Origin of the sequence: Sunxiuqinia elliptica, from assembly GCF_900113005.1 — a bacterium.
In the GTDB taxonomy this organism is placed as follows: Bacteria; Bacteroidota; Bacteroidia; order Bacteroidales; family Prolixibacteraceae; genus Sunxiuqinia; species Sunxiuqinia elliptica.
Genome location: NZ_FONW01000009.1, coordinates 21,862 through 46,911 on the forward strand (window position 1 = coordinate 21,862; position 25,050 = coordinate 46,911).

Here is a 25,050-nt window from a genome sequence, read left to right on the forward strand (position 1 = left end):
ATATATAAATTTTTAGATACATCAATATCAACTACCGTACCAAATAATTTATAAGAATGATTTCCTGATAAGGTAGAGAAATAATTGTAATTTTGGCACGATTTTAAACAATTTGTCATACTTTTTTCTTGTAATTAGGTTTGAAACCAGTTATTAATTCATGAAACAACACTTACAACACCCTATATTTTCAATCATTTCAGAAGAAGCTGATGCCTTGTCACAACCCTGCTTTGTCATCGGAGGTTTTGTCAGAGACTTATTATTAAAACGCAATTCACCGGATATCGACGTTGTCACCTTGGGTAGTGGCATCAACCTGGCCCAGCAAGTTGCCAAGCGAATTGGCCCCAAAACGCCGGTTAGTGTATTTAAGAATTTTGGAACAGCTATGCTCAAATACCAAGAGCTCGAAGTTGAATTCGTCGGTGCCCGCAAAGAATCCTACCAAAGCGACTCACGCAAACCAATTGTAGAAGACGGCACACTGGAAGACGACCAAAAACGACGTGACTTTACGATCAACGCTTTAGCCATTGGCCTAAATCAAAATAACTTTGGAGAACTGATCGATCCATTTGGAGGTATTGAGGATCTGCAAAACCAGATTATCCGAACGCCACTCGAACCCGGCATTACCTTCTCCGATGATCCGCTTCGGATGATGCGTGCCATTCGCTTCTCCACACAACTTAATTTTAAAATTGAAGCCAATACTTTAAAGGCCATTTCGGCTAATAAGAATCGCATCAAAATCGTCTCAAAGGAACGTATTATTGAGGAGGTCAATAAAATAATCATGTCTGACAAACCTTCAAAAGGATTCAAGCTATTGGAAAAAACAGGCCTGCTTGAACTCATTTTCCCGGAGCTTTTCCAGATGAAGGGACGCGAAGAAGTAAACGGCATCGGACACAAAGATAATTTTTATCATACCCTTGAAGTTCTGGATCGAATTGTTCCCAATACGGATAATCTTTGGCTTAGGTGGTCGGCAATTTTACACGATATTGCCAAACCACGCACCAAAAAATTCATCAAAGGACAAGGTTGGACCTTTCACGCCCACAACTTTATCGGAGCCAAAATGATTCCAGGAATCTTCCGCAGGATGAAACTTCCTCTGAACGAAAAGATGAAGTACATACAAAAGATGGTCTCCCTACACATGCGCCCCATTGTCCTTTCAGAAGAAGAAGTAACTGATTCTGCCATCCGCCGTTTATTATTTGAAGCTGGCGACGATATTGATGACCTCATGACCTTATGTGAAGCTGATATTACGTCGAAAAATGAAGCGAAGGTCAAACGCTATTTAAAGAATTTCCAACTTGTAAGGGAGAAACTAAAAGACCTGGAAGAACGCGATCATATTCGCAATTTTCAGCCTCCCGTTTCCGGCGAAGAAATTATGGAAGTATTTAATCTCCGCCCTTCGCGCGAAGTTGGTGACATAAAAAATGCCATCAAGGAAGCTATCCTGGAGGGGGAAATACACAATGACCATGACGAAGCGTACAATTACATGCTTAAAATTGCCGCAGAAATGGGCTTGAAGCCCGTCAAATAAGCGTTATTGATAGCTCAGCTTTAAAAGAACAGGAAGATGATCGCTAAAACCGCCTTGATAGCGAAAGCCATTATAGGTTCGGTTTAGCTTCATTCCTTGGTATTTTGAATCAGGAATTAACAGGAATGGTAAATTCACAATAGTCGCACTTTGAGCGTGAACAAACCAACCATTTGGCTCCATCAGCTCCTGTGACACCAGTATCTGATCAAAGACAAACCAACTTTGGCGGTACTTAAGTGTTCCTTGCTGCCAATTTCTGGAAAGGTTTGCCAAAGAAATTGAAACTGCAGAATCCGAATTAGCTGCCTTTTGCTTAGTTAACTCCAATAAGCTCGCACTTTCAGGACCATCATTAAAATCACCCATAACAATAAGCTTTGCCTTAGGCGACTTCTCTCGTAGTTCCATAATAGCACTCAACAATGCCTGAGCAGCCCTCATTCGTTTGGGCGCAGTTTTGGCCTGTCCACTATACCTCGACGGCCAATGATTGACAAAGACGTGCACCGTATCATCTTTAGGAAATGCAAACCCAGCCTGTAAGATTTCCCGTGTTGACTCTATCCCTCCATTTCCGTCAGTAACAGGATGATAACTGAAATATAACGGCTTAACAATTTCGGGCCGAAACAACAGTGCTACATCAATTCCCCTTTCGTCCGGAGAATCTTTATGAATAATGCGATAACCAAGCTTCTTCAATGGTGTTTCCTGAGTCAACTGCTCTAAAACGTAGCGATTTTCAACCTCACACAAACCAATTATAGCGGGAGGATTAAAACCGGAACAACTCAAAATAACTTTGCTAAGATGATTCACTTTTTGCTGAAACCGATTCCTCGTCCAATGCCGCTCACCATCAGGAAGAAACTCATCATCCAAAGTCAAGGAATCATTTTGAGTATCAAACAAGTTTTCAACATTATAAAACAGGATCGTTGGATTATCAGCAGGATGCTGTGCACAAAGCTCTATGCAAATAGAAAAAAGAAATAATAGCAGAAACTGCTTCCTCATAGAAGGCCGTTATTCCGATTGCTTCTCAATACGCTCAAATGCACCTAAGTCAGGCGCGTCATCAGCAGTGCGGCTCTGATTTAGTAAGTCAAACGGATAAAGCTGCCCCGTACTTCTCAAACCAGCATCTTTCGCTGGGCTCAAGGTATCTAATTCGAAGTTCAGCTTCTCATAGGGATCTTTAAAACGAGGATCAACACCTTTGAGGATGTTCGTAAAAAAAGCCGTATTTGAAGTATTAAATGTATCAGCAAGTTGCAATAAGCAGTGATCAAACTTATAATTGAACACAGCTTCTTTTGACACTCCCAACTCAACTTCATTGCTCGATGAGATATTTCCGGTTACAATGCTATTCGAAAAACTAGCATTGGTCAGATCCCCTTCATAGGTAACACTTCCGCTAGGCTTGTCAATAATCAACAAATTACTCAACACCAGTGATGATGAAGTTCGCGTACTGTTTGAATAACCGCCCCAGTAGTTTGCAATCGTGGTATGGTAAAAATCATAATCACCACCAACGAGTAAGGCAGCTCCATAAAAACCACAATTCGCAATCAAACAGTTATAGGCCTTTATCTTCGACTTTAATGCAAAAATCCCGGCATAAGCATGGTTACATATTTTGGTGTTGGCAATTTCAACTTCTGCCTGCCCTTCATCCTCAATATTGCCCACTTGTAAACCTATATTCGCATTCTTTATTTCAGCATAATTAAACTGGTTTCCCTGGCTTCCAGCAAACAGCATAATGCCGTCCCACTGATCTGGGACATCCTGATAGACATCTTCCAGTCGATCGCCCTGAAAAATAACTGGCTGGCCAAACTCCCCCATCACCCGAATTTTCCCTTTTACAAAAAGTCGGGCCTTATGGTGAAAATAGATTTTGGCTCCCGGCTCAATTGTCAAGACCTCTCCGGTATCAACATAGGCATAGTTATAAACCAAGTATGGCTTATCAGCCGTCCAGGTTGTCGTCTTCAAATGAGCAGAGCGTATCAAGTTAATATCCTGCCCCCAAGCCACCAGGTCAACATCCTGCAAAGCCGCATTCGATGAAAACTCAATCGAATCTTTAACAACCATTGGCAAATTGTTTCCCGTAGGATCAACAGTTACTTCAACAAAGATGTAAATACTATCTTTCGGCAATATTTCAACATCAAACACTTCGTTGGCCGCAACACCATTGATATTTAACCTGAAGTTGGAATCGTCTCCTTTCGCCAAGCGAACCGACGAAATAAGTAGTTTTTGATCGTATGGATTATACACCTTAAGGTGTTGCGTGGTAGAACCCACAGTTGTGAAAATGGTATCGAACATGACTGTATCCGAGGAAAATTCCAACTGCACATCGTTGGAAGAGATGTATTTTTCATCTTCACATGCAACGACTACACAGAGCAGGACAACAACTATGTACAGTATTTTTTTCACAAATGGTTTTAGGTTTAACGCTAACAATCCTCATCTTATTATATCAAAAATACAAAATGATTTTACAAATTTTAACATTTTTAACAAACAAAAGTTATTCTGCTCTTTTTGAGATCATAAATAAGCCAATAAGCATCAATAAACCATTCAAAATCAACAACTCAAATCCGAACTCGTAACCGTTAAATAATTGTTTCGAAAATGATGATATTAAGAAAGTTAAGACAGGAGCAGCAACTGCCAGCCAAGGAACAAGGCGATCCTTTACAGTACGGCGGAAAAGAATGGCAAAAACAAACAGCCCTAAAATAGGTCCGTAAGTATAACTTGCTGCCTTAAAAAGTGCAATAACTACATTTTCATCGTTGATGATGTGAAACACAACAATAACCAGAACCAGCAAAGCCGAAAAGCCTAGATGAATCCACTTCCGATACTTCATTTTTGAGCTGTTCTGCTCCTGATCCATATGCAGAAAGTCAACTGAAAACGAAGTTGTCATTGAAGTTAGTGCAGAATCGGCGCTCGAAAAGGACGCAGCTGTAATCCCCAATAAAAAGGCGATAGCAACTCCTCCCCCAAGATAGTTTAAGGCAATAATTGGATACAGGTCATCCCCTGCTCCGGCAACATCGATTCCTGCTTGCTCAGCATATTGATAAAGCATTCCGCCCAAGCTCATGAATAGGATAACCACAAACACAAAAAGCACACTGAAAACCAGCATATTTTTTTGTGCTTCCCGTTTTGATTTACACGTCAGGTTCTTCTGCATAATATCCTGATCCATCCCGTTAATGGCCAAGGTCATAAAGATACCGGCTAAGAATTGCTTCCAAAAGAAATTTGGCGAACGCCACTCCCAGAAAAAGACTTGCGATAAATCGCTATTAAATACCTGTTCAAATACACCACCTGCCGCAGAGCCACTATTTAACCGACTCAACGCCACAATCGTTAAAATGACAGCCAATACCAAGAACGTTGTCTGCAGCGTATCAGTCCACACAATGGTCTTAATTCCAGCGCGGTAAGTATACACCCAAATTAGCACAACCGTAATGCAGACATTCAACCAAAAAGGTACCCCAAAAGAATTGAAAAACGCGTACTGTAGCACAACCGCCACCAAATACAGACGAAAAGCAGCACCTATGAGCTTGGAAATAAGAAAGAAAAATGATGCTGTCTTCTGACTGAACATCCCCATTCGGTCTTCCAAAAACGAATAGATTGAAATCAGCTTTAAGCGGTAATAAAATGGTAACAGCAAAAAGGCAACCAACCAATAGCCGACCAAATTACCTAACACGAACTGCAGGTAGGAGAATGATGAATTTCCAACCTCTGCAGGCACGGAGATAAAAGTCACTCCCGACAAGGTGGCGCCCAACATTCCATAGGCAACCAAATACCAAGGAGATGATTGATTGGCATTGAAAAAAGAAAAGTTATCTGAATTTCGCGAGGTAAACCACGAAATAAGCATCAATAAGCCAAAATAGGCAACAACAATGGTTAGCGATAGGTACGAGTCCATAACAGTTTAGTCAAAATCAGGGTATAATAAATAGTTTTTTCGCATGGTTTGATAGGCTTCCAGCTCGGGCTTCCAACTAGCTTCAATCATCTCTAAAGTTTGCCCAGCCCGAATAGCTTCGAGGACCTTATCGGTTCCCGACAATAAGTTAAACCAGCGCTCACGAGTTAAAAATTCGGATTTATCTTCAAATTTATTGTAGAAATCAAGGAAGTAAGACAAGCTAAAACGCTCGTGACAGCTTGAAGTCCTTAAATCAATACCATAACAAACTTTTCCCAGCTGCTTTGGATTTTTCGACATTCCTTCGATGCTCTCCGGCGTAAACTCGAAATCACCAAACCGTTTATCTGGATAGCCGATGACTTGAAACGGAAAATAAGTTCCGCGCCCAATACTTGCGCTGGTGGCTTCAAAAAAGCACAACGAAGGATACAAACGAATTGATCGGTCATTGGGTAAATTGGGAGACGGTTTAACAGGTAGTGAATACCCCATTTTATGCGAATAATTAGCAACAGGAATTACCGTTAAATCACATTGCTTTCCTTCTGCCAGCCATCCTTCACCATTAATCATTCGAGCCAACTCGCCAACAGTTAGGCCATGTACAATCGGAATAGCATGCATGCCCACAAACGAATGAAAGTCCTCTTTCAAAACCGGACCAGCAATATAATCGCCATTTGGATTTGGTCGATCAAACACCACTACCGGCTTATTGTTTTCAGCACAGGCTTCCATAACATAGTGCATCGTACTGATGTAGGTATAAAACCGAACACCAACATCCTGAATATCGAAAATCAACACATCTAAGTCTTCAATTTGCTCAGGCTTCGGTTTCTTATTGTCACCATACAAGGAAACAATGGGTAAGCCAGTTTTTGAATCCCGTTGGTCAGAAACCTGCTCCCCTGCATCTGCATTACCCCGAAATCCGTGCTCCGGACTAAAGATTTTTTTAACCTGAACATCATTTTCCAGTAAAAAGTCCAATAAATGTTGTTCTTTCACTACAGATGTATGATTTATTACCAATCCCACATTCTTTCCTTCCAATAAAGGTAAATATTCCTTTGTCCGTTCGGCTCCTGGCCTGATTTCCTGCGCCGTTACCTGCAACGACATCAAGAATACAAGAAGTAATACAATACGCATAATAATTAATCGTTGTGTTTAGGGCGAAGGTAGCAAAACATCGTTTAAAAGCATGGAAAAATTTACGCTTTCGTCAATCTTTATTAATTTTAGCCCCGAAAGAATACAATTATGAAAACCCTGAACCAACTTCTTTATTTGGTGTTTCTATGCCTATTTGTTAGCGTTTCACAGGCACAGAACAGACCAGAATTTCTAAAATACATGAACGACCAGTGGGTGGACTCTACCTTAAGCAAAATGACGCTGGAGGAAAAGGTCGGACAATTATTTGTCATACAAATGTACTCCAAGGAACCACTACCGATTGATCATCCCGTTTTAGACAAGATCTCAAGACACCACATTGGTGGAATTATTTTCATGCAAGGACTCCCGGAACAACAATTGGAAATCACCAACCAACTCCAGGCAGCCAGCAAAACACCGCTGCTCATTACAATGGATGGCGAATGGGGGCCAGGCTTCCGCTTAAAGAATACGCCCAAATACCCGGTACAAATAGCCCTGGGAGCGATCCAACAAGACAGCCTCATTTATCAAATGGGCTATGAAATTGGATCACAAATGAAGCGACTGGGAGTTCACGTCAACTTCGCGCCCGTAGCCGATGTCAACAGCAATCCTTCGAATCCAGTAATTAATTACCGTTCTTTCGGAGAAGAGCCGCAGAAAGTTGCCCACAAAACCTGGCTATACGCCAAAGGCATGCAAGATGCTGGAATTTTGGCGGTAGCCAAGCACTTTCCCGGACATGGAGACACCAAGACCGATTCTCACCTGGGACTTCCGGTTATTCGGCATGATTTTGCCCGTTTAGAGCAAGTTGAACTTTATCCTTTCAAACATTTAATCAATGAAGGTATTGGAGGTGTCATGACTGCCCACCTCCACGTTGAATCCTATGATCCCGACAACAGCTTACCCGCATCACTATCAACAAACCTCATCCAAAACAAACTAATTGATGACTTGGGCTTTGAAGGCATTGTGGTTACCGATGCGATGAACATGCACGGGGTCAGCAAACAATTTTCGGCAGGCGAAGCCACCGTAAAAGCTCTTCAAGCGGGCAATGATCTCTTGGAAATTGTTCCCAACCTAACCGAACGCATTGAAGCCGTAAAAACAGCTATTCAAAAAGGAGAACTAAGCGAAGCGGCTATTACCCACAAGTGTCGAAAAGTTCTGGCATTAAAAAAATGGCTCAAACTGGACCACTATCAACCAGCATCTCCGGATCACCTTCATGAGGATTTGCACCAGCCGGAATATCGACTAACAAAACGTCTACTTCATGAACAGTCTTTAACTTTACTGAAAAACGAAGACCAATTGCTTCCGCTACAAGAACTGGACACTTTGAAGATTGCTGCAGTTTCGGTAGGTACAACGAGAGAAACTCATTTTCAACGCATGTTGGCGAATTACATGTCTGTCGATTTCTTTACCCTTCCGGAGAAAGCAACAACCAATGACCTCAACTCTCTGAATGCTAAGCTAAGCTCCTACAACCTGATTATTTACGGAATACACGATATGCGACTAAGTGTTTCCGGGAAATACGGAACAACGTCAATCATGAACGATGCAATAGCTAAACTCCCCGGAAGGAAACAAGTTGTTGCACTTTTTGGCAATCCCTATGCCTTAAACTATTTAACGAATGCCAGCCAAGGAAACGCTCTGCTTGTAACATATCAAGAAAACCGAATTACGGAAGAACTAGCAGCTCAAGCCATCTTTGGTGCAATCAATGTATCGGGCAAACTTCCCGTCAATGTCAACCAAACGTTTCGCCTTAATCAAGGCCTTCTGCTAAAAAAGAATGGCCGCTTTAAGTACACCGTTCCGGAAGAAGCTGGATTTTCATCGGTTAAACTAAAAACGCAAATTGACAGCATTGTCAACCTAGGAATAAAAGAACAAGCTTTCCCCGGCTGCCAGGTACTTGTTGCCAAAAATGGAAAAATCGTTTTTCATGAGGCTTATGGCTATTTCACCTACGACAAAAAACGTCCGGTAAAGCAAACCGATATTTACGACTGGGCTTCACTCACCAAAATAACCGGACCACTTCCTGCTTTAATCAAACTACACGGCGAGAAAAAATTCAAGCTCGACATGCCTTTCTCCTTTTACTGGCCCGATTTTAGAAATACGGACAAGGAAAAAATTACCAGTCGGGAAATATTGGCTCACCAAGGACGGCTAAAGCCATACATCGCCTACTACCAAGAGGCAATGCGAAAAGATGGACACTTAAAAACATCCGTATTCAGAGATCATCCGACAACCCTGTTCAACCTCCGGGTTTCCACAAACCTATACATGAACAACCACTATATTGATAATATTTATAGTGAGATTCGCGACTCCGAACTGCTACCATCCAAGAAATACGCTTACTCTGGGCTGGCTTTTTTTCTATACCCCCGAATCATTAAGGACCTCACAGGCCAAGACTACGAAAAGTACCTGCAAAGCCAATTTTACAAGCCGCTTGGAGCAAACACCGTAACTTACAACGCCTACAAACGCTTTCCAAAATCGATCATTGTTCCAACCGAACAAGACAACTTATTCCGAAAAGAATTACTGCAAGGATTTGTTCATGATGAAGGAGCTTCGATGATGGGCGGTGTTTCTGGGAATGCGGGCCTGTTTGGCAACGCCACCGACCTCGCCAAAATTATGCAAATGTATATGCAATATGGAGAATATGGCGGCGAACAACTCATGGATTCTGCCAGCGTTCGAGAATTTACGCGCATTCAATATCCTAAGAACAAGAATCGCCGCGGACTAGGCTTCGATAAACCCTATATTGACAACCAGAAAAAGAAACTGAAAGATGCATATCCTGCCGTTGAAGCCAGCCCTGAGAGCTTCGGTCATAGTGGATTTACAGGAACATTTACCTGGGCTGATCCAAAAGAACAGCTCTTATTTATTTTCTTTTCAAACCGAATTTATCCCAGCCGCGACAACACTAAACTATTCAAATTAAACATTCGCCCAGCTCTGCATCAGGCCATCTATGACAGTTTATTTTAGGCATATCAAAACGCCTTTTTGAAAATTCATCCACTTCGATAGGAACACAAATTATCACCTTTTCAAAGAGGCATAACCCAGTCAGATATCGGCCAAATTTGCTAAAAAATGTTAAAATGTTTTGTAACACTTTTGACTAAGAAACAGCCATATAAATACACTAATCACGCATCGGACAAGGCTTTTGCACTTTCCTCTTAAAAATCCATTTCAATAAATCCAAAGCTTCTTTTAAAAATTCAAATATGACCGGCGTAATATCCTTACGTTATTAATTTATTAATTTTAACTTTAAAGGAGTTTTAAGAATCTTAGTTAATAACCTATAAAATTTTACTGCCATGGATAAAAAAATCACTTTTAACGAATTGCGTAAAATTAAAGACAGTTTACCTGACGGCTCAATTCGCCAGCTTGCGCAGGAGTTTGATCTTGAAGTGGAGACCGTCAGGAACTATTTTGGAGGCGCAAATTACGACCGTGGAAAATCAGTAGGTATTCATATCGAACCGGGCCCAAACGGTGGAGTTGTATTAATTGACGACACAAAAATTCTAGAACGAGCCAAAGAGCTTATCGCAGAACAAGTTCATTAAACCAGTTAAAATATTATTTTTGAAACTGCCTTGGTTTTCTAAGGCAGTTTTTTTTTTACTTAAACCACGATTTATGACCAAAAATTTATTCCTCACCTTAACATTGGCCTTACTTTGCTCACTGCAGGTAGACGCCCAAAAGATGAAACCAATTTTCAATGGGAAAAACCTCTCAAACTGGGACGTTTACATTGGCTCGGCCCTTAAAGGTTTTGAAAACGAAAAAACTCTAGCAACTCCTGAAAGCGTATTTTCTATCGTCGAACAAGATGGCGAACAACTCCTACACATTGCCGGCAATGTTAATGCTTCAATCGCCACAAAAAAGGCCTACAAAAACTACCACCTTCGCATTGAATTCAAATGGGGAGAAAAAGTATACACCACAAGAAATAGCGGACTTCTTTATCATAGCTATGGGCCTTTTGGCGTAGGAATAGACACCTGGATGAGTTCGATCGAGTTCCAGCTAATGCACGACAATCTGGGAGACGCTTACATGATGGCCGATACATATGCCGAAATTCCCGTTGTTGCTTCTGGTTCAGACCAAGTTTACCAAACAGGAAAATCTCCGCTCCCTTTCGGGAATGAACAAGAAGGCGGCAAGATTGCCAGAAAAGATCAAGACCGAGAGAAAAAAATAGGAGAATGGAACACCTTGGACCTCTATTGTATTGGGCAAAAAGCCATTCATGTTGTAAATGGTGTAAAAGTGATGGAATGTCAAAATACATGCAAACTAGTTGATGGCATTCCTCAACCACTCAACAAAGGAAAAATTCAACTTCAATCAGAAGGGGCTGAATTGTATATCCGCAAAGCCGCTATCAAAAAGATAAAATCATTCCCGGAAGGATTATAAAAACAAAAGGCGATGCTAAATGCATCGCCTTCTTATTTATCGTTTACTGCGTTTTCTCTTCGCTCCTCTTCGCCCGTCAGCCTGATTTCTTTTTGGGCTTTTTATTTTTGGGCGCGATACCCTTTCTTCTCCGGTAACCCGGTCCACCTGTAGTTGATGCCCGTCAAGGTCACTTTTGCCCATCGAGCTGATCAAATCTTTTTCATAACGGCTATCAATCTCAAAGAATGAAAATTTCCGCTGAATGTCAATCTTTCCGATCTCAATATTTTTACGCTTGGCATGTTCATTAATCAATCCTAACAAGCGTGCTGCATTCAAATTTTGCTTCTTCCCTGCATTAATAAACAGACGGCTGAATGCGATGTTTCCGCGCTTCTCGTATGCCTTCTTTTCTTTCCCTTTAACATTTAAGTCTGGCGCATTTTTATAATAGGCCAAAAAGCGGTTAAACTCAGTAGACACAAATCGCTTCAGTATTTCCTCGCCGCTTAAACCTGCAAACTTCTCCATAATTTCGGGCATGTACGGATCGATATTCGAATCATTCACCTCCACATCAGCAACTCGATCAACCAAATGCATCAACTGCACTTTACAGATCTCTTCACCTGCGGGTACATCTTTCCGTTCAAATTTCTTGCTCGAAACGCGCTCTATTTGTTTCAGCTTACCTGTTTCGCGCATGTGGACAATCGATACTGAAATTCCACTTTTCCCAGCCCTTCCGGTACGTCCACTACGGTGAATATACGCTTCCGGATCATCCGGCAAACTATAATTGATTACGTGACTTAAGCTGTTCACATCCAAACCTCTTGCGGCCACATCCGTTGCCACCAACATTTGCAACTGACCTGAACGGAAACGACTCATGACGTAATCGCGCTGTGCCTGCGACAAATCACCATGCAAAGCATCAGCATTGTAACCATCAGCCATTAACTTTTCGGCAACATCCCGGGTTTCCATTCTTGTTCGGCAGAAAACAATAGCATAGCAATTCGGATAATTATCGGCAACTCGCTTCAATGCCAGATATTTATCTTTGGCATGCACCACGTAATAATGGTGCTCGACATTAGCTGCTCCTTCATTTTTACGGCCAACAGCAATCTCTTCAGGCATATTTAAATACTTAGTTGCCATCTGCGCAATTTCCTTAGGCATAGTTGCTGAGAACAACAAAGTTTGCTTAACTGCTGGAGTTTCAGCTAAAATATTATCCAGCTCTTCTTTAAAGCCCATGTTCAGCATCTCATCTGCCTCATCAAGCACCATCCACCGGATTTGACTTACGTTAAGTACCTTCCGACGAATTAAGTCATAAACACGTCCTGGTGTTCCTACAACCACTTGACCTCCTGCACGCAATTCGCGCATTTGCTTGCCAATATCAGCACCACCATAAACAGCAATATTCTTTGAACCTGCCAGATTTTTCGAGAATGCATCCAGGTCGCGGCTAATTTGCAAGCATAGCTCTCGGGTTGGACACAAAATCAAAGCCTGCACTTCTTTCTTCTTCACATCGCAATTGTGCAGAATCGGCAAACCAAAAGCTGCCGTTTTACCAGTACCTGTTTGCGCTAAAGCAATCAGATCGTTTGAATTATGAATTAAATGTGGAATGGTTTTCTCCTGAATAGGAGTAGGTTGAACAAAGCCCATTTCTGAAATGGCGCTAAGTAACTCGGGTTTAATCCCCGTTTCTTCAAATGTCATCATCGTTTTTATTTAACCGGAAAGCAACACACCTTCCGAACCCAATAAGCACTGATGACAACAAAATTTACTTTTCAATACACCCCTTGCCACCTGCGCCAAAAATTGAGCTGCAAAGATAGTTTTATTTCTTTCACCTACCGGACTAGCCCCTCGCATGTAAACTCCGTGTTAAGACAGCTTCTGCAAAACACAAACTAAAAACCTCTAAAAACCTCTATTAACAAGCACATTACACTCAAAAACGAAGAAGAAACTCCATTGGCCTTATCGGCACATAACAAAGAATTAGCGAACACTTCAACAATTGTCATTAGGTTGAAAAAGGCCACATTTTTCTGCAAGACTCATTTTAATTACTAGTTTTACTTCAAACTATTTCCCATGAAGTTATTACTAGTAACCCTATTGGTTTTCCTTATCAATCTTCCATTCGGAGCACTTCGAGCAAAACACAAAAAATTCACCCTGATGTGGTGGATTTATATTCACATTCCAGTGCCATTCGTCATTTTATTAAGAATATACAGCGACATTGGCTTTGCTCTTTACACCTACCCTTTGCTCGTAGGAGCATTTTTCGGAGGACAATTGATTGGTCGTAAATACCTCGCCAGAAAGAAAGACTCTTCAAACAAAGCCTAAAAGCGATCCACACACTAACGCGAACACCGTTTTCACCTTACCCTATCACACTTCTCTTCTAAAAAAACGGGAATACAGTCGAGCATGATCGCCATACCACTTTCGATCAACAAGCCGCTTAAAAATATACGAACGGCTTTCTTTCAAATAAAATGCTTTGAAAATCTGTAACAAATACCCCTTCAAAATACGCTGCCCTAGAAAGATCGTATGACTAAACACACGCCGAAACAAGTCTGATTTTAAGTTTAAGGCGTGTTTATTTTTCAACCACCATGAAGCAAATCCCGGGTTAAAATGCTTACTTCCTTCCCCCAGAAGCAGCTTATTCACCAATGAGAAGTACGCTACCGCTTTTTGCTTCTTCTTTATTAGTGGTAAAGTCTCGGGTAGAGGAAATCGCTTGGCCAGCAATAACAAATCGAAAGCAGCCCGCAAAGAAATCCGACCAAACAAATCTCCCTCGTTAGACAGCTGGCTATGAATAAAGTTATGCACAATTTTATGCCGATCGGAAGGCACGAAGCATCCATCCAAGGACTTCACCTCAACTTGTTCTCCCCGAACCTGAGAGGAGCTAAACCAGCTGGCAAACTCCGCATCAACCGGAATTCGGTGCACTTCAACAGACGCGACATAATGAGGATGAAAAAGACGAGGGTAATGCTTGAGTTCTTCTACCTTCGAATAGGATGAAACCGGGCGATCCTGTAAGTAACCTGCATTCAACAAAATTTCAGCTGCAGGCAAATAAGACGCTTCGTCAACCAAAAAATCAATATCGCTCATCATGCGATCTCCTAAATCATCGTAAACACAATCCAGCAAGTGTGCGACTCCTTTCAAAAAAGTGGGTTTAATGCCATGCTCATTCAGCAAGGCCACAATTTTCTCCACTTGCGCCAAGATCGCTTCATTTCGTTCTACATTCAAGACATACACCTCATGTAGATGCTCCACCAAGTCATTAGGAAGATAACTTAACAACTGATGCTGCTCAAAACGCCGAAAGATGGCTGGTAATATCAAGTGATTACTACAAAGCCTAACAAACTCTTCCCAATCTATGGTTGACGCTAATCGTATAACCTCATTCCTGAAACCTGGCTGCTCATCCAGAGCCAAACATCCACCAACAAAATAAAAAAGATCCTTCTTATTCATCATCAAAGAGCTTTTCAACAATCTTCAAAGCCTTAGGCGTATTGGAATAATTCAACTCATAAAACGAAACTCCATCAATCCACTCAAAAAAAGTTTCAACACGATCAGCAAAAGGAGGCACCCAAACCTGATCAACAAGTCGCTTCATTGCATCGGCACTGCTCAGGGGAATAAACTCACAATCAGTACGCTCATCATAGGTTATAAACAGAATCTCCTTTAACGGGAACACCATACCCATTTTATCATTCTTGATTGGCCAGTAGCGAACCTTTTTTTCTGGAGTTGCATTTACGATAGGAGTTTCCTCTAAGGCAGGGTAATGCGATTTCAACACATCCAACGCCCCCTCTTTTACCGACATGGCGATCGGAAACGGATGCGCTTTAAACATCGTTTTATCAACAGGCACAAAGTCATCGGAGATTAAATGATAGCCCTTGGCCTGCAACAATGCAGCCATCGTTGTTTTTCCACTTCCGGGAGCTGCCGAAAAAAGAACGGTCTTTTTCTCATTCGTTATTGCTGATGCATGTACGGTCATTAACCAATCGTTCTCTGTTTTATCATGCAACACATTAACAAACTCAAGAAATATCCGCCCTTTCACCCAATGACTCTCGCCGGCACCCCATATCCCCATCACTTTTCCATTCATCCGAAAAACGACTTCGCCGTTATAAGCAAACAATTCAAAATCAAGCACCTCTTTACAGTCGCCATCTCCTATTACTAAATGCTTAACTAGCGGATGAATATAACGCTCAAGCGCTGGGCCACTATAACGAAAACGCACACACTTATCTTTCAACAAATAAGTGTGCTCCGAGAACGGCATAAACCGATAATTATCCAAGTCTTGCTCAAAGTCCAAATCATGATCCATGGGAACCATTTCATTAAACGAGCTTATTCTCTCCTTCATCTCACTTATAAAAGTTCGACTCTCCCCTGCTGTCATCTCATACCGGCCGACAAGCTCCTTTTCGATTGCTTGAGGGGCGTGATTTCCCGTAATTTTATCAAAAACAAACCAAGCAGGTCCTTCCAATAAAAAATACGAATTACTATTCTTGAGCCACACCAAGTGAGTTTCCTCTAACTGCTTCTTCACATAAGGAATAGAAACTATTTTAGCCATTGTTTAAAATCATTACATCATTCAACACCTAATAAAGATAACAAACATTCATTGGGTGATTGATTAACGTAATAAACACACTACACAAATTTGCAACTTACACTAAGCGGTCTCCATGCTCAATACTTTTTCAGCAACCATTTGCATCGGCTCTAAAACACTAGGCAAACAGCCTATTACAAAGGAAATATCGAAAAATATCAGAGTTCAATTTAGCCTTCATCTCAACAGGTAAAAGCAAAAAACAGAATTGCTCTCGTGCATAAATTACGTAAAATTACCCATTGTTCACTTCAGCTATGACTCAGATATTTACACCATAAAATCTTCGTAACTTCCACTAGGAAGCTTTAGTTGTATCTCAACCCTAAAAGATTTAATATTAATTAATACTACAAATGCAATGAAAAAGAAGGACACACAAACAACTAAACCCCTCGACTCCAAAAATTCAGGAAAGAAAATGACGAGGAAAGAAGCCATTAAAAAAACAGGTTATGCAGCAGCTTCTGCCGCTACGATGATGCTACTGCTGAACAACCAAGCTCAAGCTAACGGCAACCAAGGAAACAATGGTTACAAAATCGGTGGCCAGAACAACAACAATCAATACAAAATTGGAGAAGGACATCAAGGAAGCCACCCAAACCATGGCAACGGCCGTGGAAATGGGAATGGCCATGGACACGGTTACGGACATGGCAAGGGGCCTTCATCATCTCCATGCTTCTAACAAAGATGAAAATAGCCCTCTCGATTATTTTGCCCTGGTAAAAACCACTAGCACCAGGGCTTTTCTTTCCTTGTTGCAAATCGCTAGTAATCTTCTACTTTCCCCACCCTCACGCGATTCTCGACAAATCAAAAATCAAAATCTTTCAATTTTTTTCGCATTCTCTTTACGCCAACAAAAAATAAATACTATATTTGCAACCGCAAAAATGCTACGGCGAGGTAGCTCAGCTGGTTAGAGCGCATGATTCATAATCATGAGGTCGGCGGTTCAAGCCCGCCTCTCGCTACAAAAAGGAAATAACAAATGTTATTTCCTTTTTTGTTTCCATCCTGCTCTTTTCAAACTGATTGTTAATTTGGGACTTATTCGTTATATTGCGCAAAACGAAAAAAGAATGTCAGACAAAATAAAAATTCAGTTGGAGTACCCGATGAACTGTTCTCCCAAAGTTCTTTACAACCGACTCAGCACAGCCTCTGGTCTGGCTGAATGGTTTGCTGATGATGTGCGGGTAAAAGGCAATTTATTTACCTTTATCTGGGAAGGATCTGAGCAACAAGCAGAAAAAGCCCTGCAACGAGAAGATCAGTTTGTTCGCTACAACTGGCTTGATGAAGAAGATGGCTTTTTCGAGTTCCGGATTACCAAAGATGATTTGACTGGAGATGTTTCACTCATCGTTATTGACTCAACAGACGAAGACGAACAAGAAGAAGCCAAGGGGTTATGGGATTCTCAGATTTCCGATTTAAAACACGTTCTGGGCTGTTAAGACTTTTTTAACTTTCAATTTCTCCAAAATAACTTAGCTTTGTATTCGTTTCCAAAGTACCAATATGAAACGACTGCATTTATTTGTTTTAAGAACTTTTCTGGGGCCATTTTTTATGACCTTTTTTATCTGTGTGTTTGTATTGCTGATGCAATTCTTGTGGAAATACATCGATGACATGGTCGGTAAAGGTCTCGAGTGGGGGATCGTAGCAGAATTATTACTCTACGCATCATTCGCGTTAATTCCCATGGCTTTTCCACTAGCTATGCTGCTCGCATCAATTATGACCTTCGGGAATTTGGGCGAAAACTATGAACTTGTAGCCATTAAAGCTTCAGGTATTTCCTTGTTTAAGATTATGCGCCCATTGATTGTTGTTGCTTTGGCACTAACCATGTTTGCATTTTATTTTTCCAACAATATCCTGCCCAAAACCAACTTAAAGTTCGGAGCCCTGCTCGTCAGTGTGAAACAACAAAAGCCCGAAATGGTTATTTCTGAAGGAGTTTTCACCAACGAAATTGACGGCTACAGCATAAAAGTTGACCGAAAGGCTAGCAAAGGAAATATGATGTATGGGTTAATGATATATAATCATACGAAAAACTCAGGGAATGCCAATGTTACCGTTGCCGATTCAGGCTTCATGAAGATATCGGAAGATAAAAAATACATGATCATGACCTTGTTCAATGGGCAATCTGCAACTAACACAAAACCCAATCAACGAGGCAAAAAACGGACGTTTCCATTTCGACGGGAACGTTTTAGCAAACAAACAATTACCATTCCTCTAGAGGGATTTGATTTTCAAAGAACTGATGAAAACCGGCTGCGTAATGCATACAAAATGATGAACCTTACGCAGCTCGAACATCGGGAAGACTCCATGTACAGCGATTACCACGTGCGGGTAAGACGTTTTGCAGCGTCCATGAATTATCCAAATCCACTAACTCAAATGGTGCTGAATCAAACACAAACGGTTGATTCCCTAAAAAAAGAAACGCATTTCACGCCTGACACCCTCGTCAAATTTGATGAAGTCTATCACACTCTTGATGACCATATTCAAAACGAGGTGATCAATATGGCTATTGGGCAAGCGAGAACAAATCATCAAACGATCAACCAAAACCTTCATGAGCTATACAATCAGAAAAAGTCAATCAACAAACTCACCATGGAGAAGCACAAAAAATTCACGTGGTCCATTGCCTGCTTTATTTTCTTTTTCATTGGAGCTCCCTTAGGCGCAATTATTCGAAAAGGTGGCTTGGGAATGCCGGTCGTTGTATCCATTCTCATGTTTATCACCTACTACATGGTTTCAATCACCGGTGAGAAATTTGCCCGCGAAGATATGTGGGTCATGGCTAATGGGATGTGGTTCTCAACATACATTTTCTTGCCCTTGGGAATTTTCCTAACCTACAAGTCAGCCAATGATTCGGCGCTACTAAATCTGGAAACTTACCAACTAAAACTGAAACGTCTTTTTGGCTTCTTATTCAAATCGAAAGATAAAAAGGATAAATCCTGATTATGCAAATCCTTCAGCTATGCAATAAAGTCCCTTGGCCTCCCAAGGATGGAGGAGCCATTGCAACCTTAACCATGAGCAAAGGCTTTTCCCTTTTAGGTCATCACGTTCATGTTTTGGCCATGAACACACAAAAGCATCAAATTACGCTGGAGGAAATACCCGAAACACTAAAAGAAAAGGTAGATTTTGAGTTGGTTGACGTTCCTGCTAAAATCAGCTGGAATGGCCTTTTGAGTAACTTGTTGTTCTCAAAACAACCATACAATGCCAGCCGTTTTATCGATGAGCGTTTTAGCAAAAGGCTAATTCAGCTGCTCAAAACCAATGAGTTTGACATTATCCAGTTGGAAGGACTGTACCTCTGCCCTTACATCCCTTTAATCCGGACTTATTCAAAAGCCTTGATTGTTTACCGGGCTCACAATGTTGAACATGAAATATGGGAGCGAACAGCTGCGGTAACACCCGGGTTGAAACGACTCTATCTAAAAATATTAGCCAAAAGAATCAAGAAATTTGAACTTAACCAGCTAAACGAATATGATGTATTGGTTCCTATTACCGACCGTGATGGCGAACTGCTTGATCAGTTAGGCAATACGAAGCCACGACATACCACACAAACTGGAATCGATCTGGCCACCTTGGTTCCTAAAGCAGGGAATCAGGAATACCCTTCGGTTTTTCACATCGGAGCTTTAGATTGGGCGCCTAACCAAGAGGGGATCCTTTGGTTTTTGGAGCACTGTTGGCCAACACTTCACAAGCAGCATCCCACACTCTCTTTTTACATTGCCGGAAGAAATGCTCCAGAGTGGCTCGTCGACAGGCTCAAAGGTCCCAATGTCGTTTATCTGGGAGAAATTGAAGATGCCTATTCATTCATGAACTCAAAGGCAATCATGCTGGTGCCACTCCTGTCAGGAAGTGGTATGCGAGTAAAAATAATTGAAGGGCTTGCGCTGGGTAAAGCCATTGTATCAACGCATATTGGAGCCGAAGGGATTGCCGTAGAACATGGCAAACATTTGGTATTAGCAGATTCGCCCAAAGATTTTAGCGCTGCTGTTAGCCAATTAATTTCCGACCGGGAACATTACAATCAACTCTGTAAACATGCCATTGACTTCATTCATGACAAGTTTGATAACTTGGAAATTGCAGAATCTCTAACCGATTTCTACAAGCAATATCTCCATGCCTGAAACCTTTTTTTGGATATTATTTGTCATTGTTGCTTATACCTATGGGGGCTATGCAGCAGTCATCTGGTTTTTGGTGCTTGGTAAGCGAATCATCAGCGGCAAATCATCACAAAGTCCGCCACTCCCGGACGACCTTCCATTTGTGTGTTTTTTTGTAACGGCTTACAATGAAGTTGATTTTATTGATCAGAAAGTTGAAAATTCATTCAACTTAAACTACCCCAAGGAAAAAATTCAATATCTCTGGTTAACGGACGGATCAAATGATGGCACACCAGAACGCTTAAAGCAATTCTCCAGTCTTCAGATTGAGCACCATCCAGAGCGCCGGGGGAAGATCCATGCCATGAATCGCGGCATGCAGTATGTTAGCGCTCCTATCGTCATCTATTCAGACAGCAATACCCTACTTGCCCCGGACACGATCCTTGAAATAGTCAGGCAATTTGAAAGCAAAACGGTTGGCTGTGTTGCCGGTGAAAAACGCATTGTAGAGAACTTGCAGGATACAGCCGCCGCATCAGGAGAAGGCTTTTATTGGAAACTGGAGTCATTTATTAAACGTATGGATGCGGAATTAAGCTCAGCTGTTGGAGCTGTTGGAGAGCTTTTTGCCATTCGAACCGAGCTGTATGAGCCCGTGGAGCCTGACACCTTGCTTGACGATTTTATCATTTCCCTGCGAATTGCCTCGAAAGGTTATCGCATTGCATACGCCCCAAAAGCTTACGCCATTGAAACGGCATCAGCCAATGTTAAAGAAGAATTAAAACGTAAAACACGCATTGCCGCCGGTGGGATGCAAACCTTTTTCAGGCTTCCAGATCTTCTTAATCCGTTTCGCTATGGCTGGCTCAGTTTTCAGTACTTTTCACACAAAGTTTTAAGATGGACCCTTGCGCCATTTGCACTATTTCTGCTATTTCTTTGTAATCTGTTCGTTGTAATAGCGCATACAGGCTGGGCTCCCGACAACTTTTATACGGCTTTTTTCTACCTGCAAGCTTTTATGTATCTCCTTGCTCTGATCGGATGGTTGTTGGAAAATCATCGCTTTCAATTCAAATTCCTTTTTATTCCCTACTACTTTGTTATCATGAATTATGCTTCAATTCGAGGAATCATTCGCTACCTGAAAGGCCAGCAATCAGTTGTTTGGGAAAAATCTAAACGCGCTTAAGTGTAATTTGTCATTTATAAATCGATATTTTTCCGTAGTTTTGCACCTGCATTTTGGAAACCAGAGAATTATAATGGACGAGTTCAAATTAAATACCATACCTGAGGCAATTGACGCTATCAAGAATGGTGATCTGATCATTGTTGTTGATGATGAGGATAGGGAAAACGAGGGCGACTTTATTGCAGCCGCTGAATTAATTACCGCCGAGAAAGTAAACTTTATGGCTACCCACGGACGCGGGTTAATCTGTGCTCCGCTGACAGAAAGTCGATGTGAAGAATTGGAACTTGACTTAATGGTCGGGAAAAATACCTCTTCGCATCAAACCCCTTTCACGGTATCAGTTGATTTAATTGGACACGGCTGCACGACCGGAATTTCGGCAAGTGACCGCGCAAAAACCATCCAGGCTTTAGCCAATGATGATACCGATCCGGAAGAATTGGGACGTCCTGGCCACATTTTTCCGCTAAAAGCAAAGGACCGTGGCGTGCTAAGGCGTGCTGGGCACACCGAAGCAGCTGTTGACTTGGCTCGTTTGGCTGGCTTAAAACCTGCAGGAGTTTTGGTCGAAATTATGAATGAAGATGGAACAATGGCACGACTTCCTCAGCTAATGGAAGTTGCCGAAAAATTCCAACTAAAAATCATTTCCATAAGAGACTTAATCGCCTACCTTTTGCAAACAGAAAGCCTGATTGACCAAGGAGAAGAAGTGAGCATGCCAACCAAATACGGTGACTTCAGAATCATTCCTTTCCGCCAAAAATCAAACGGTGCCGAACATGTTGCACTTATCAAAGGCGAATGGAAACCTGATGAAGAGATCTTAGTTCGCATGCATTCATCTTGTATGACTGGAGATATTTTCGGATCCTTCCGTTGCGAATGTGGCGATCAATTGCACAAATCAATGGAGCTTATTGAAAAGGCCGGAAAAGGTGTCATTGTTTACATGATGCAAGAAGGTCGCGGAATTGGGCTCATGAATAAGATTGCAGCATACAAACTACAGGATGAAGGCTTGGATACCATCGATGCTAACATCCATTTAGGATTTCAAGCTGATGAGCGCGATTATGGCGTAGGAGCCCAAATCTTACGAGATGTTGGTGTTTCAAAAATGAAATTGCTGACCAACAATCCTGTTAAGCGAGTAGGAATCGAAGGTTATGGACTGACAGTAACCGAAATCATCCCTGTTGAAGTAGCCCCCAATGAATACAACCAGCGCTACCTGAAAACGAAGCGTGACAGAATGGGACACTTCCTTCAGAAGTTTAAATACGATTAAATTACCATTTCATGGGTCTATTTGATCACCTGTTTCCTGACAGCTACGATGACTCTGTCGAAGGGGAAGATTATTACCTAACCAAAGAAGGTTACCGGGTAATGACCGAAAGCTATTTGGTAAAACGAGGTTATTGCTGTGCCAATGGGTGCAGGCACTGTCCTTATGATCCGAAAGCGCAAAAAGGAAATCGAAAATTACGCCACGATGTGGCCAAAAGATATAACAAGTAAACTTGGGAAAAGAGCAGTTAATTATTAGCTGCTCTTTTCTTTTCAACTTATCTTTGCAAAAAACAGAAAGTATGAGCGGAAAAAATTTACGTATCGTTTTTATGGGAACGCCTGATTTTGCGGTAGCCAGTTTGAAAGCTTTAGTTGAAAACAACTACCAAGTGGTTGGAGTAATTACAGCTCCTGACAAACCTGCCGGAAGAGGACGAAAACTACACGAATCAGCCGTAAAAAAATACGCTCAAGAACAAGGACTGAAAATTTTACAACCCGAAAAGCTCAAGAACCCGGACTTTATTAAAGAGCTTGAAGCGTTAAATGCCGATCTTCAGATTATTGTTGCCTTTAGAATGCTTCCGGAAATAGTATGGAGAATGCCTCGTTTAGGAACATTCAACCTCCATGGCTCTTTACTTCCACAATACCGGGGAGCGGCACCTCTGAATTGGGCAATCATTAATGGCGATAAGGAAACTGGCGTAACCACCTTCCTGCTCTCGCATGAGATTGACACCGGAGCCATTCTTTTCCGCGAAACGACTCCGATTAATGATAACGACACGGTTGGAGATGTCCATGACCGATTGATGGAAATTGGAGCCAAACTGGTTCTAAAAACCACCGATGCTATCGGGGATGGGACCTATACTGCAATTGAACAGGATTCCATTTCAGCAACTGAATTAAAGCCTGCTCCTAAAATTTTTAAAGACGATTGTCGAATTGATTGGAGCCAATCGGCCCTTCAAATTCGAAATCTGATTCGGGGCTTGTCGCCCTACCCTGCCGCTTGGACCGAGCTACTTACACTAGACGGACAAAGTTTGCCAACAAAAATCTATTTTGCTGATATTGAACCGGCAAGCAAACTACAACCAGGAACAGTTGAATCGGATGGAAAAAGCTATTTAAAAATAGCTGCAGCTGATGGATGGCTTCGAATTACCGACCTTCAACTTTCGGGCAAAAAAAGAATGCACATTGCTGACCTTCTTCGTGGATTTCATCAAACAGAAGGACTTCAGGCAAAATAAAGAATACCTATCGAACAAAAAAGGAAAAGTCTGCTTCTCAAGTAAAAAGCAGACTTTTGTTTTTTATATCTTTTTAGCACTCAATTCTTGTGCTCATTTCAATTGGCAATATTTAATTTTTAGGCTTTTTCTTCCGCAGAAAAATGAAAGAACCAATCTCTGGTCGTTCACCTGGCTTAAGCCTGTTTAAACGATACAAGCGCTTCAATTTGACACCATAACGTTGAGCAATATAGTGCATCGTGTCATCTGCCTCAAAACGGTGTGTTTTATGTTTCTTCTCTGCCTTCCGTCGCTTCGACTCAACGTACAGAATTTCGTTTTCGCGAGGCTGTTTTCCCTTCTTATAGTCATTATAAGCATAAACCTCCCACTCTTTCAACCCAAACTCCTGTGCAATACCTTGAAAAGTATCTCCCTCTTTTACGACGATCGACTTCAGACCATTGCGTAAGACGACTTTTCGGGTTTGATACGGATTAATTAAACTACGTCCATCAGCAGGCACATGTTTTCGCTGGATTCTGGCAATTTGTGATTGATTCAACCCCTCATCGTACAGGTAAAGTTTGTGCTCTTCTATAATTTTAATCAAGTGGTTGGCATAGTGAGGATTCGTTGCATATCCGGCTTTTTTTAGCCCTCTCGCCCAACCTTTATAGTCCGTCAACTTCAAGTCGAATAGGCTTCCATATCTGGGATTGACCATTAAAAAATCAGAGTGATCAATAAATGATTCTTCAACGGACTTATACCGCCGAAAACATTCCCCCTTGGCATCATCATCATGGTAAACGCGTTTGCCACGCCAGCTACTTTTACACTTAATCCCGAAATGGTTATTACTTTTTACACTTAACTCTGAATTTCCATTTCCTGATTCCAGGCAGGCTTGTGCCAAAGTAATACTTGCAGGAATCCCGCTTCGAATCATTTCACTTACGGCTAGCTCAGCATATTTCTTTATGTATTCTTCACGAGTATAAATTCGTTGAGCTAGCCCAACTACAGTCAACACGATAAAAAAGCTACTAAGCAAAGTCTTTCTGATCATAAATCAAATTTTTAGCAAAAATATAAAAATAGGTGGCATTTCCCGGATTGGCATAACTAC

Annotated in this window: 21 protein-coding genes and 1 tRNA gene; 14 read left to right on the forward strand and 8 right to left on the reverse strand. The window is 41.6% G+C overall.

Annotated elements, in window-relative coordinates; all coding sequences use genetic code 11:
* The first annotated feature begins 160 nt into the window (after positions 1-160).
* Positions 161-1,570, forward strand: coding sequence for a CCA tRNA nucleotidyltransferase (locus BM156_RS15025; protein ID WP_093920716.1), 1,410 nt, complete (start codon positions 161-163; stop codon positions 1,568-1,570).
* Positions 1,571-1,573: 3 nt separating this feature from the next.
* On the opposite strand, the gene BM156_RS15030 is transcribed toward BM156_RS15025, so the two are convergent.
* The 4 genes from BM156_RS15030 to BM156_RS15045 form a co-directional block, all read right to left on the reverse strand.
* Positions 1,574-2,590: an endonuclease/exonuclease/phosphatase family protein gene (locus tag BM156_RS15030; protein ID WP_093920717.1), complete on the reverse strand. Its 1,017-nt coding sequence runs from the start codon at positions 2,588-2,590 to the stop codon at positions 1,574-1,576.
* A gap of 9 nt (positions 2,591-2,599) precedes the next feature.
* Positions 2,600-4,036: a hypothetical protein gene (locus BM156_RS15035; protein WP_139218305.1), complete on the reverse strand. Its 1,437-nt coding sequence runs from the start codon at positions 4,034-4,036 to the stop codon at positions 2,600-2,602.
* A gap of 94 nt (positions 4,037-4,130) precedes the next feature.
* On the reverse strand, positions 4,131-5,576 hold the full coding sequence (locus BM156_RS15040) for a sodium:solute symporter (RefSeq protein ID WP_093920719.1): 1,446 nt from the start codon (positions 5,574-5,576) through the stop codon (positions 4,131-4,133).
* Between the two features lie 6 nt (positions 5,577-5,582).
* Entirely contained in the window at positions 5,583-6,737 is a 1,155-nt protein-coding gene (locus tag BM156_RS15045; RefSeq protein WP_093920720.1) for an exo-beta-N-acetylmuramidase NamZ family protein, read from the reverse strand.
* Positions 6,738-6,941: 204 nt separating this feature from the next.
* Between BM156_RS15045 and BM156_RS15050 the strand changes: the two genes are divergently transcribed.
* From BM156_RS15050 to BM156_RS15060, 3 genes are all read left to right on the forward strand, one after another.
* Positions 6,942-9,794 (forward strand): serine hydrolase domain-containing protein, encoded by a 2,853-nt coding sequence (locus BM156_RS15050; RefSeq protein ID WP_170846974.1) that lies wholly within the window; start codon positions 6,942-6,944, stop codon positions 9,792-9,794.
* A gap of 341 nt (positions 9,795-10,135) precedes the next feature.
* The gene (locus tag BM156_RS15055) at positions 10,136-10,390 is read left to right on the forward strand and encodes a DNA-binding protein (protein WP_093920722.1); all 255 of its coding nucleotides are present in this window, start codon (positions 10,136-10,138) and stop codon (positions 10,388-10,390) included.
* 73 nt (positions 10,391-10,463) lie between these two features.
* A complete protein-coding gene (locus tag BM156_RS15060) occupies positions 10,464-11,255 on the forward strand; it encodes a 3-keto-disaccharide hydrolase (protein WP_093920723.1) in 792 nt (263 codons plus the stop codon).
* 36 nt (positions 11,256-11,291) lie between these two features.
* Here the strand turns inward: BM156_RS15060 and BM156_RS15065 are convergent, their stop codons facing one another.
* The gene (locus BM156_RS15065; protein WP_093920724.1) at positions 11,292-12,983 is read right to left on the reverse strand and encodes a DEAD/DEAH box helicase; all 1,692 of its coding nucleotides are present in this window, start codon (positions 12,981-12,983) and stop codon (positions 11,292-11,294) included.
* A gap of 381 nt (positions 12,984-13,364) precedes the next feature.
* On the opposite strand from BM156_RS15065, the gene BM156_RS15070 reads away from it, so the two are divergent.
* Complete coding sequence (locus BM156_RS15070) at positions 13,365-13,625, forward strand: hypothetical protein (protein WP_093920725.1); 261 nt, start codon at positions 13,365-13,367, stop codon at positions 13,623-13,625.
* A 45-nt stretch (positions 13,626-13,670) separates the two neighbouring features.
* On the opposite strand, the gene BM156_RS15075 is transcribed toward BM156_RS15070, so the two are convergent.
* Complete coding sequence (locus BM156_RS15075; protein WP_093920726.1) at positions 13,671-14,792, reverse strand: nucleotidyltransferase family protein; 1,122 nt, start codon at positions 14,790-14,792, stop codon at positions 13,671-13,673.
* Positions 14,782-15,930 (reverse strand): hypothetical protein, encoded by a 1,149-nt coding sequence (locus BM156_RS15080; RefSeq protein ID WP_093920727.1) that lies wholly within the window; start codon positions 15,928-15,930, stop codon positions 14,782-14,784. The genes BM156_RS15075 and BM156_RS15080 overlap by 11 nt, the downstream gene beginning before the upstream one ends.
* Before the next feature lie 403 nt (positions 15,931-16,333).
* Between BM156_RS15080 and BM156_RS15085 the strand changes: the two genes are divergently transcribed.
* The 9 genes from BM156_RS15085 (at position 16,334) to fmt (ending at position 23,936) form a co-directional block, all read left to right on the forward strand.
* Positions 16,334-16,663: a hypothetical protein gene (locus BM156_RS15085; protein ID WP_093920728.1), complete on the forward strand. Its 330-nt coding sequence runs from the start codon at positions 16,334-16,336 to the stop codon at positions 16,661-16,663.
* 215 nt (positions 16,664-16,878) lie between these two features.
* A tRNA-Met gene (locus BM156_RS15090) sits at positions 16,879-16,952 on the forward strand.
* A 108-nt stretch (positions 16,953-17,060) separates the two neighbouring features.
* On the forward strand, positions 17,061-17,438 hold the full coding sequence (locus BM156_RS15095; protein WP_093920865.1) for an START-like domain-containing protein: 378 nt from the start codon (positions 17,061-17,063) through the stop codon (positions 17,436-17,438).
* Positions 17,439-17,502: 64 nt separating this feature from the next.
* Positions 17,503-18,984, forward strand: a complete 1,482-nt coding sequence (locus BM156_RS15100) for an LptF/LptG family permease (RefSeq protein ID WP_093920729.1) — start codon at positions 17,503-17,505, stop codon at positions 18,982-18,984.
* Positions 18,985-18,986: 2 nt separating this feature from the next.
* A complete protein-coding gene (locus BM156_RS15105; RefSeq protein ID WP_093920730.1) occupies positions 18,987-20,192 on the forward strand; it encodes a glycosyltransferase family 4 protein in 1,206 nt (401 codons plus the stop codon).
* Complete coding sequence (locus BM156_RS15110; RefSeq protein WP_093920731.1) at positions 20,185-21,372, forward strand: glycosyltransferase family 2 protein; 1,188 nt, start codon at positions 20,185-20,187, stop codon at positions 21,370-21,372. Before BM156_RS15105 ends, BM156_RS15110 begins: the two co-directional genes overlap by 8 nt.
* 73 nt (positions 21,373-21,445) lie before the next feature.
* Complete coding sequence (locus BM156_RS15115; protein ID WP_093920732.1) at positions 21,446-22,669, forward strand: bifunctional 3,4-dihydroxy-2-butanone-4-phosphate synthase/GTP cyclohydrolase II; 1,224 nt, start codon at positions 21,446-21,448, stop codon at positions 22,667-22,669.
* 11 nt (positions 22,670-22,680) lie between these two features.
* Positions 22,681-22,902, forward strand: a complete 222-nt coding sequence (locus tag BM156_RS15120) for a C1orf53 family protein (RefSeq protein WP_093920733.1) — start codon at positions 22,681-22,683, stop codon at positions 22,900-22,902.
* A gap of 71 nt (positions 22,903-22,973) precedes the next feature.
* Positions 22,974-23,936, forward strand: coding sequence for a methionyl-tRNA formyltransferase (gene fmt, locus BM156_RS15125; protein ID WP_093920866.1), 963 nt, complete (start codon positions 22,974-22,976; stop codon positions 23,934-23,936).
* Positions 23,937-24,048: 112 nt separating this feature from the next.
* On the opposite strand, the gene BM156_RS15130 is transcribed toward fmt, so the two are convergent.
* Positions 24,049-24,990, reverse strand: coding sequence for a glucosaminidase domain-containing protein (locus BM156_RS15130; RefSeq protein ID WP_093920734.1), 942 nt, complete (start codon positions 24,988-24,990; stop codon positions 24,049-24,051).
* Positions 24,991-25,050: the final 60 nt, after the last annotated feature.

Coding starts and splice junctions, on each gene's coding strand:
- BM156_RS15055 (WP_093920722.1), top strand. CDS start 10,136: ATGGATAAAAAAATCACTTTTAACGAATTGCGTAAAATTAAAGACAGT.
- fmt (WP_093920866.1), top strand. CDS start 22,974: ATGAGCGGAAAAAATTTACGTATCGTTTTTATGGGAACGCCTGATTTT.
- BM156_RS15095 (WP_093920865.1), top strand. CDS start 17,061: ATGTCAGACAAAATAAAAATTCAGTTGGAGTACCCGATGAACTGTTCT.
- BM156_RS15040 (WP_093920719.1), bottom strand. CDS start 5,576: ATGGACTCGTACCTATCGCTAACCATTGTTGTTGCCTATTTTGGCTTA.
- BM156_RS15100 (WP_093920729.1), top strand. CDS start 17,503: ATGAAACGACTGCATTTATTTGTTTTAAGAACTTTTCTGGGGCCATTT.
- BM156_RS15120 (WP_093920733.1), top strand. CDS start 22,681: ATGGGTCTATTTGATCACCTGTTTCCTGACAGCTACGATGACTCTGTC.
- BM156_RS15075 (WP_093920726.1), bottom strand. CDS start 14,792: ATGATGAATAAGAAGGATCTTTTTTATTTTGTTGGTGGATGTTTGGCT.
- BM156_RS15025 (WP_093920716.1), top strand. CDS start 161: ATGAAACAACACTTACAACACCCTATATTTTCAATCATTTCAGAAGAA.
- BM156_RS15065 (WP_093920724.1), bottom strand. CDS start 12,983: ATGATGACATTTGAAGAAACGGGGATTAAACCCGAGTTACTTAGCGCC.
- BM156_RS15130 (WP_093920734.1), bottom strand. CDS start 24,990: ATGATCAGAAAGACTTTGCTTAGTAGCTTTTTTATCGTGTTGACTGTA.
- BM156_RS15060 (WP_093920723.1), top strand. CDS start 10,464: ATGACCAAAAATTTATTCCTCACCTTAACATTGGCCTTACTTTGCTCA.
- BM156_RS15030 (WP_093920717.1), bottom strand. CDS start 2,590: ATGAGGAAGCAGTTTCTGCTATTATTTCTTTTTTCTATTTGCATAGAG.
- BM156_RS15080 (WP_093920727.1), bottom strand. CDS start 15,930: ATGGCTAAAATAGTTTCTATTCCTTATGTGAAGAAGCAGTTAGAGGAA.
- BM156_RS15045 (WP_093920720.1), bottom strand. CDS start 6,737: ATGCGTATTGTATTACTTCTTGTATTCTTGATGTCGTTGCAGGTAACG.
- BM156_RS15110 (WP_093920731.1), top strand. CDS start 20,185: ATGCCTGAAACCTTTTTTTGGATATTATTTGTCATTGTTGCTTATACC.
- BM156_RS15070 (WP_093920725.1), top strand. CDS start 13,365: ATGAAGTTATTACTAGTAACCCTATTGGTTTTCCTTATCAATCTTCCA.
- BM156_RS15115 (WP_093920732.1), top strand. CDS start 21,446: ATGGACGAGTTCAAATTAAATACCATACCTGAGGCAATTGACGCTATC.
- BM156_RS15105 (WP_093920730.1), top strand. CDS start 18,987: ATGCAAATCCTTCAGCTATGCAATAAAGTCCCTTGGCCTCCCAAGGAT.
- BM156_RS15085 (WP_093920728.1), top strand. CDS start 16,334: ATGAAAAAGAAGGACACACAAACAACTAAACCCCTCGACTCCAAAAAT.
- BM156_RS15050 (WP_170846974.1), top strand. CDS start 6,942: ATGAACGACCAGTGGGTGGACTCTACCTTAAGCAAAATGACGCTGGAG.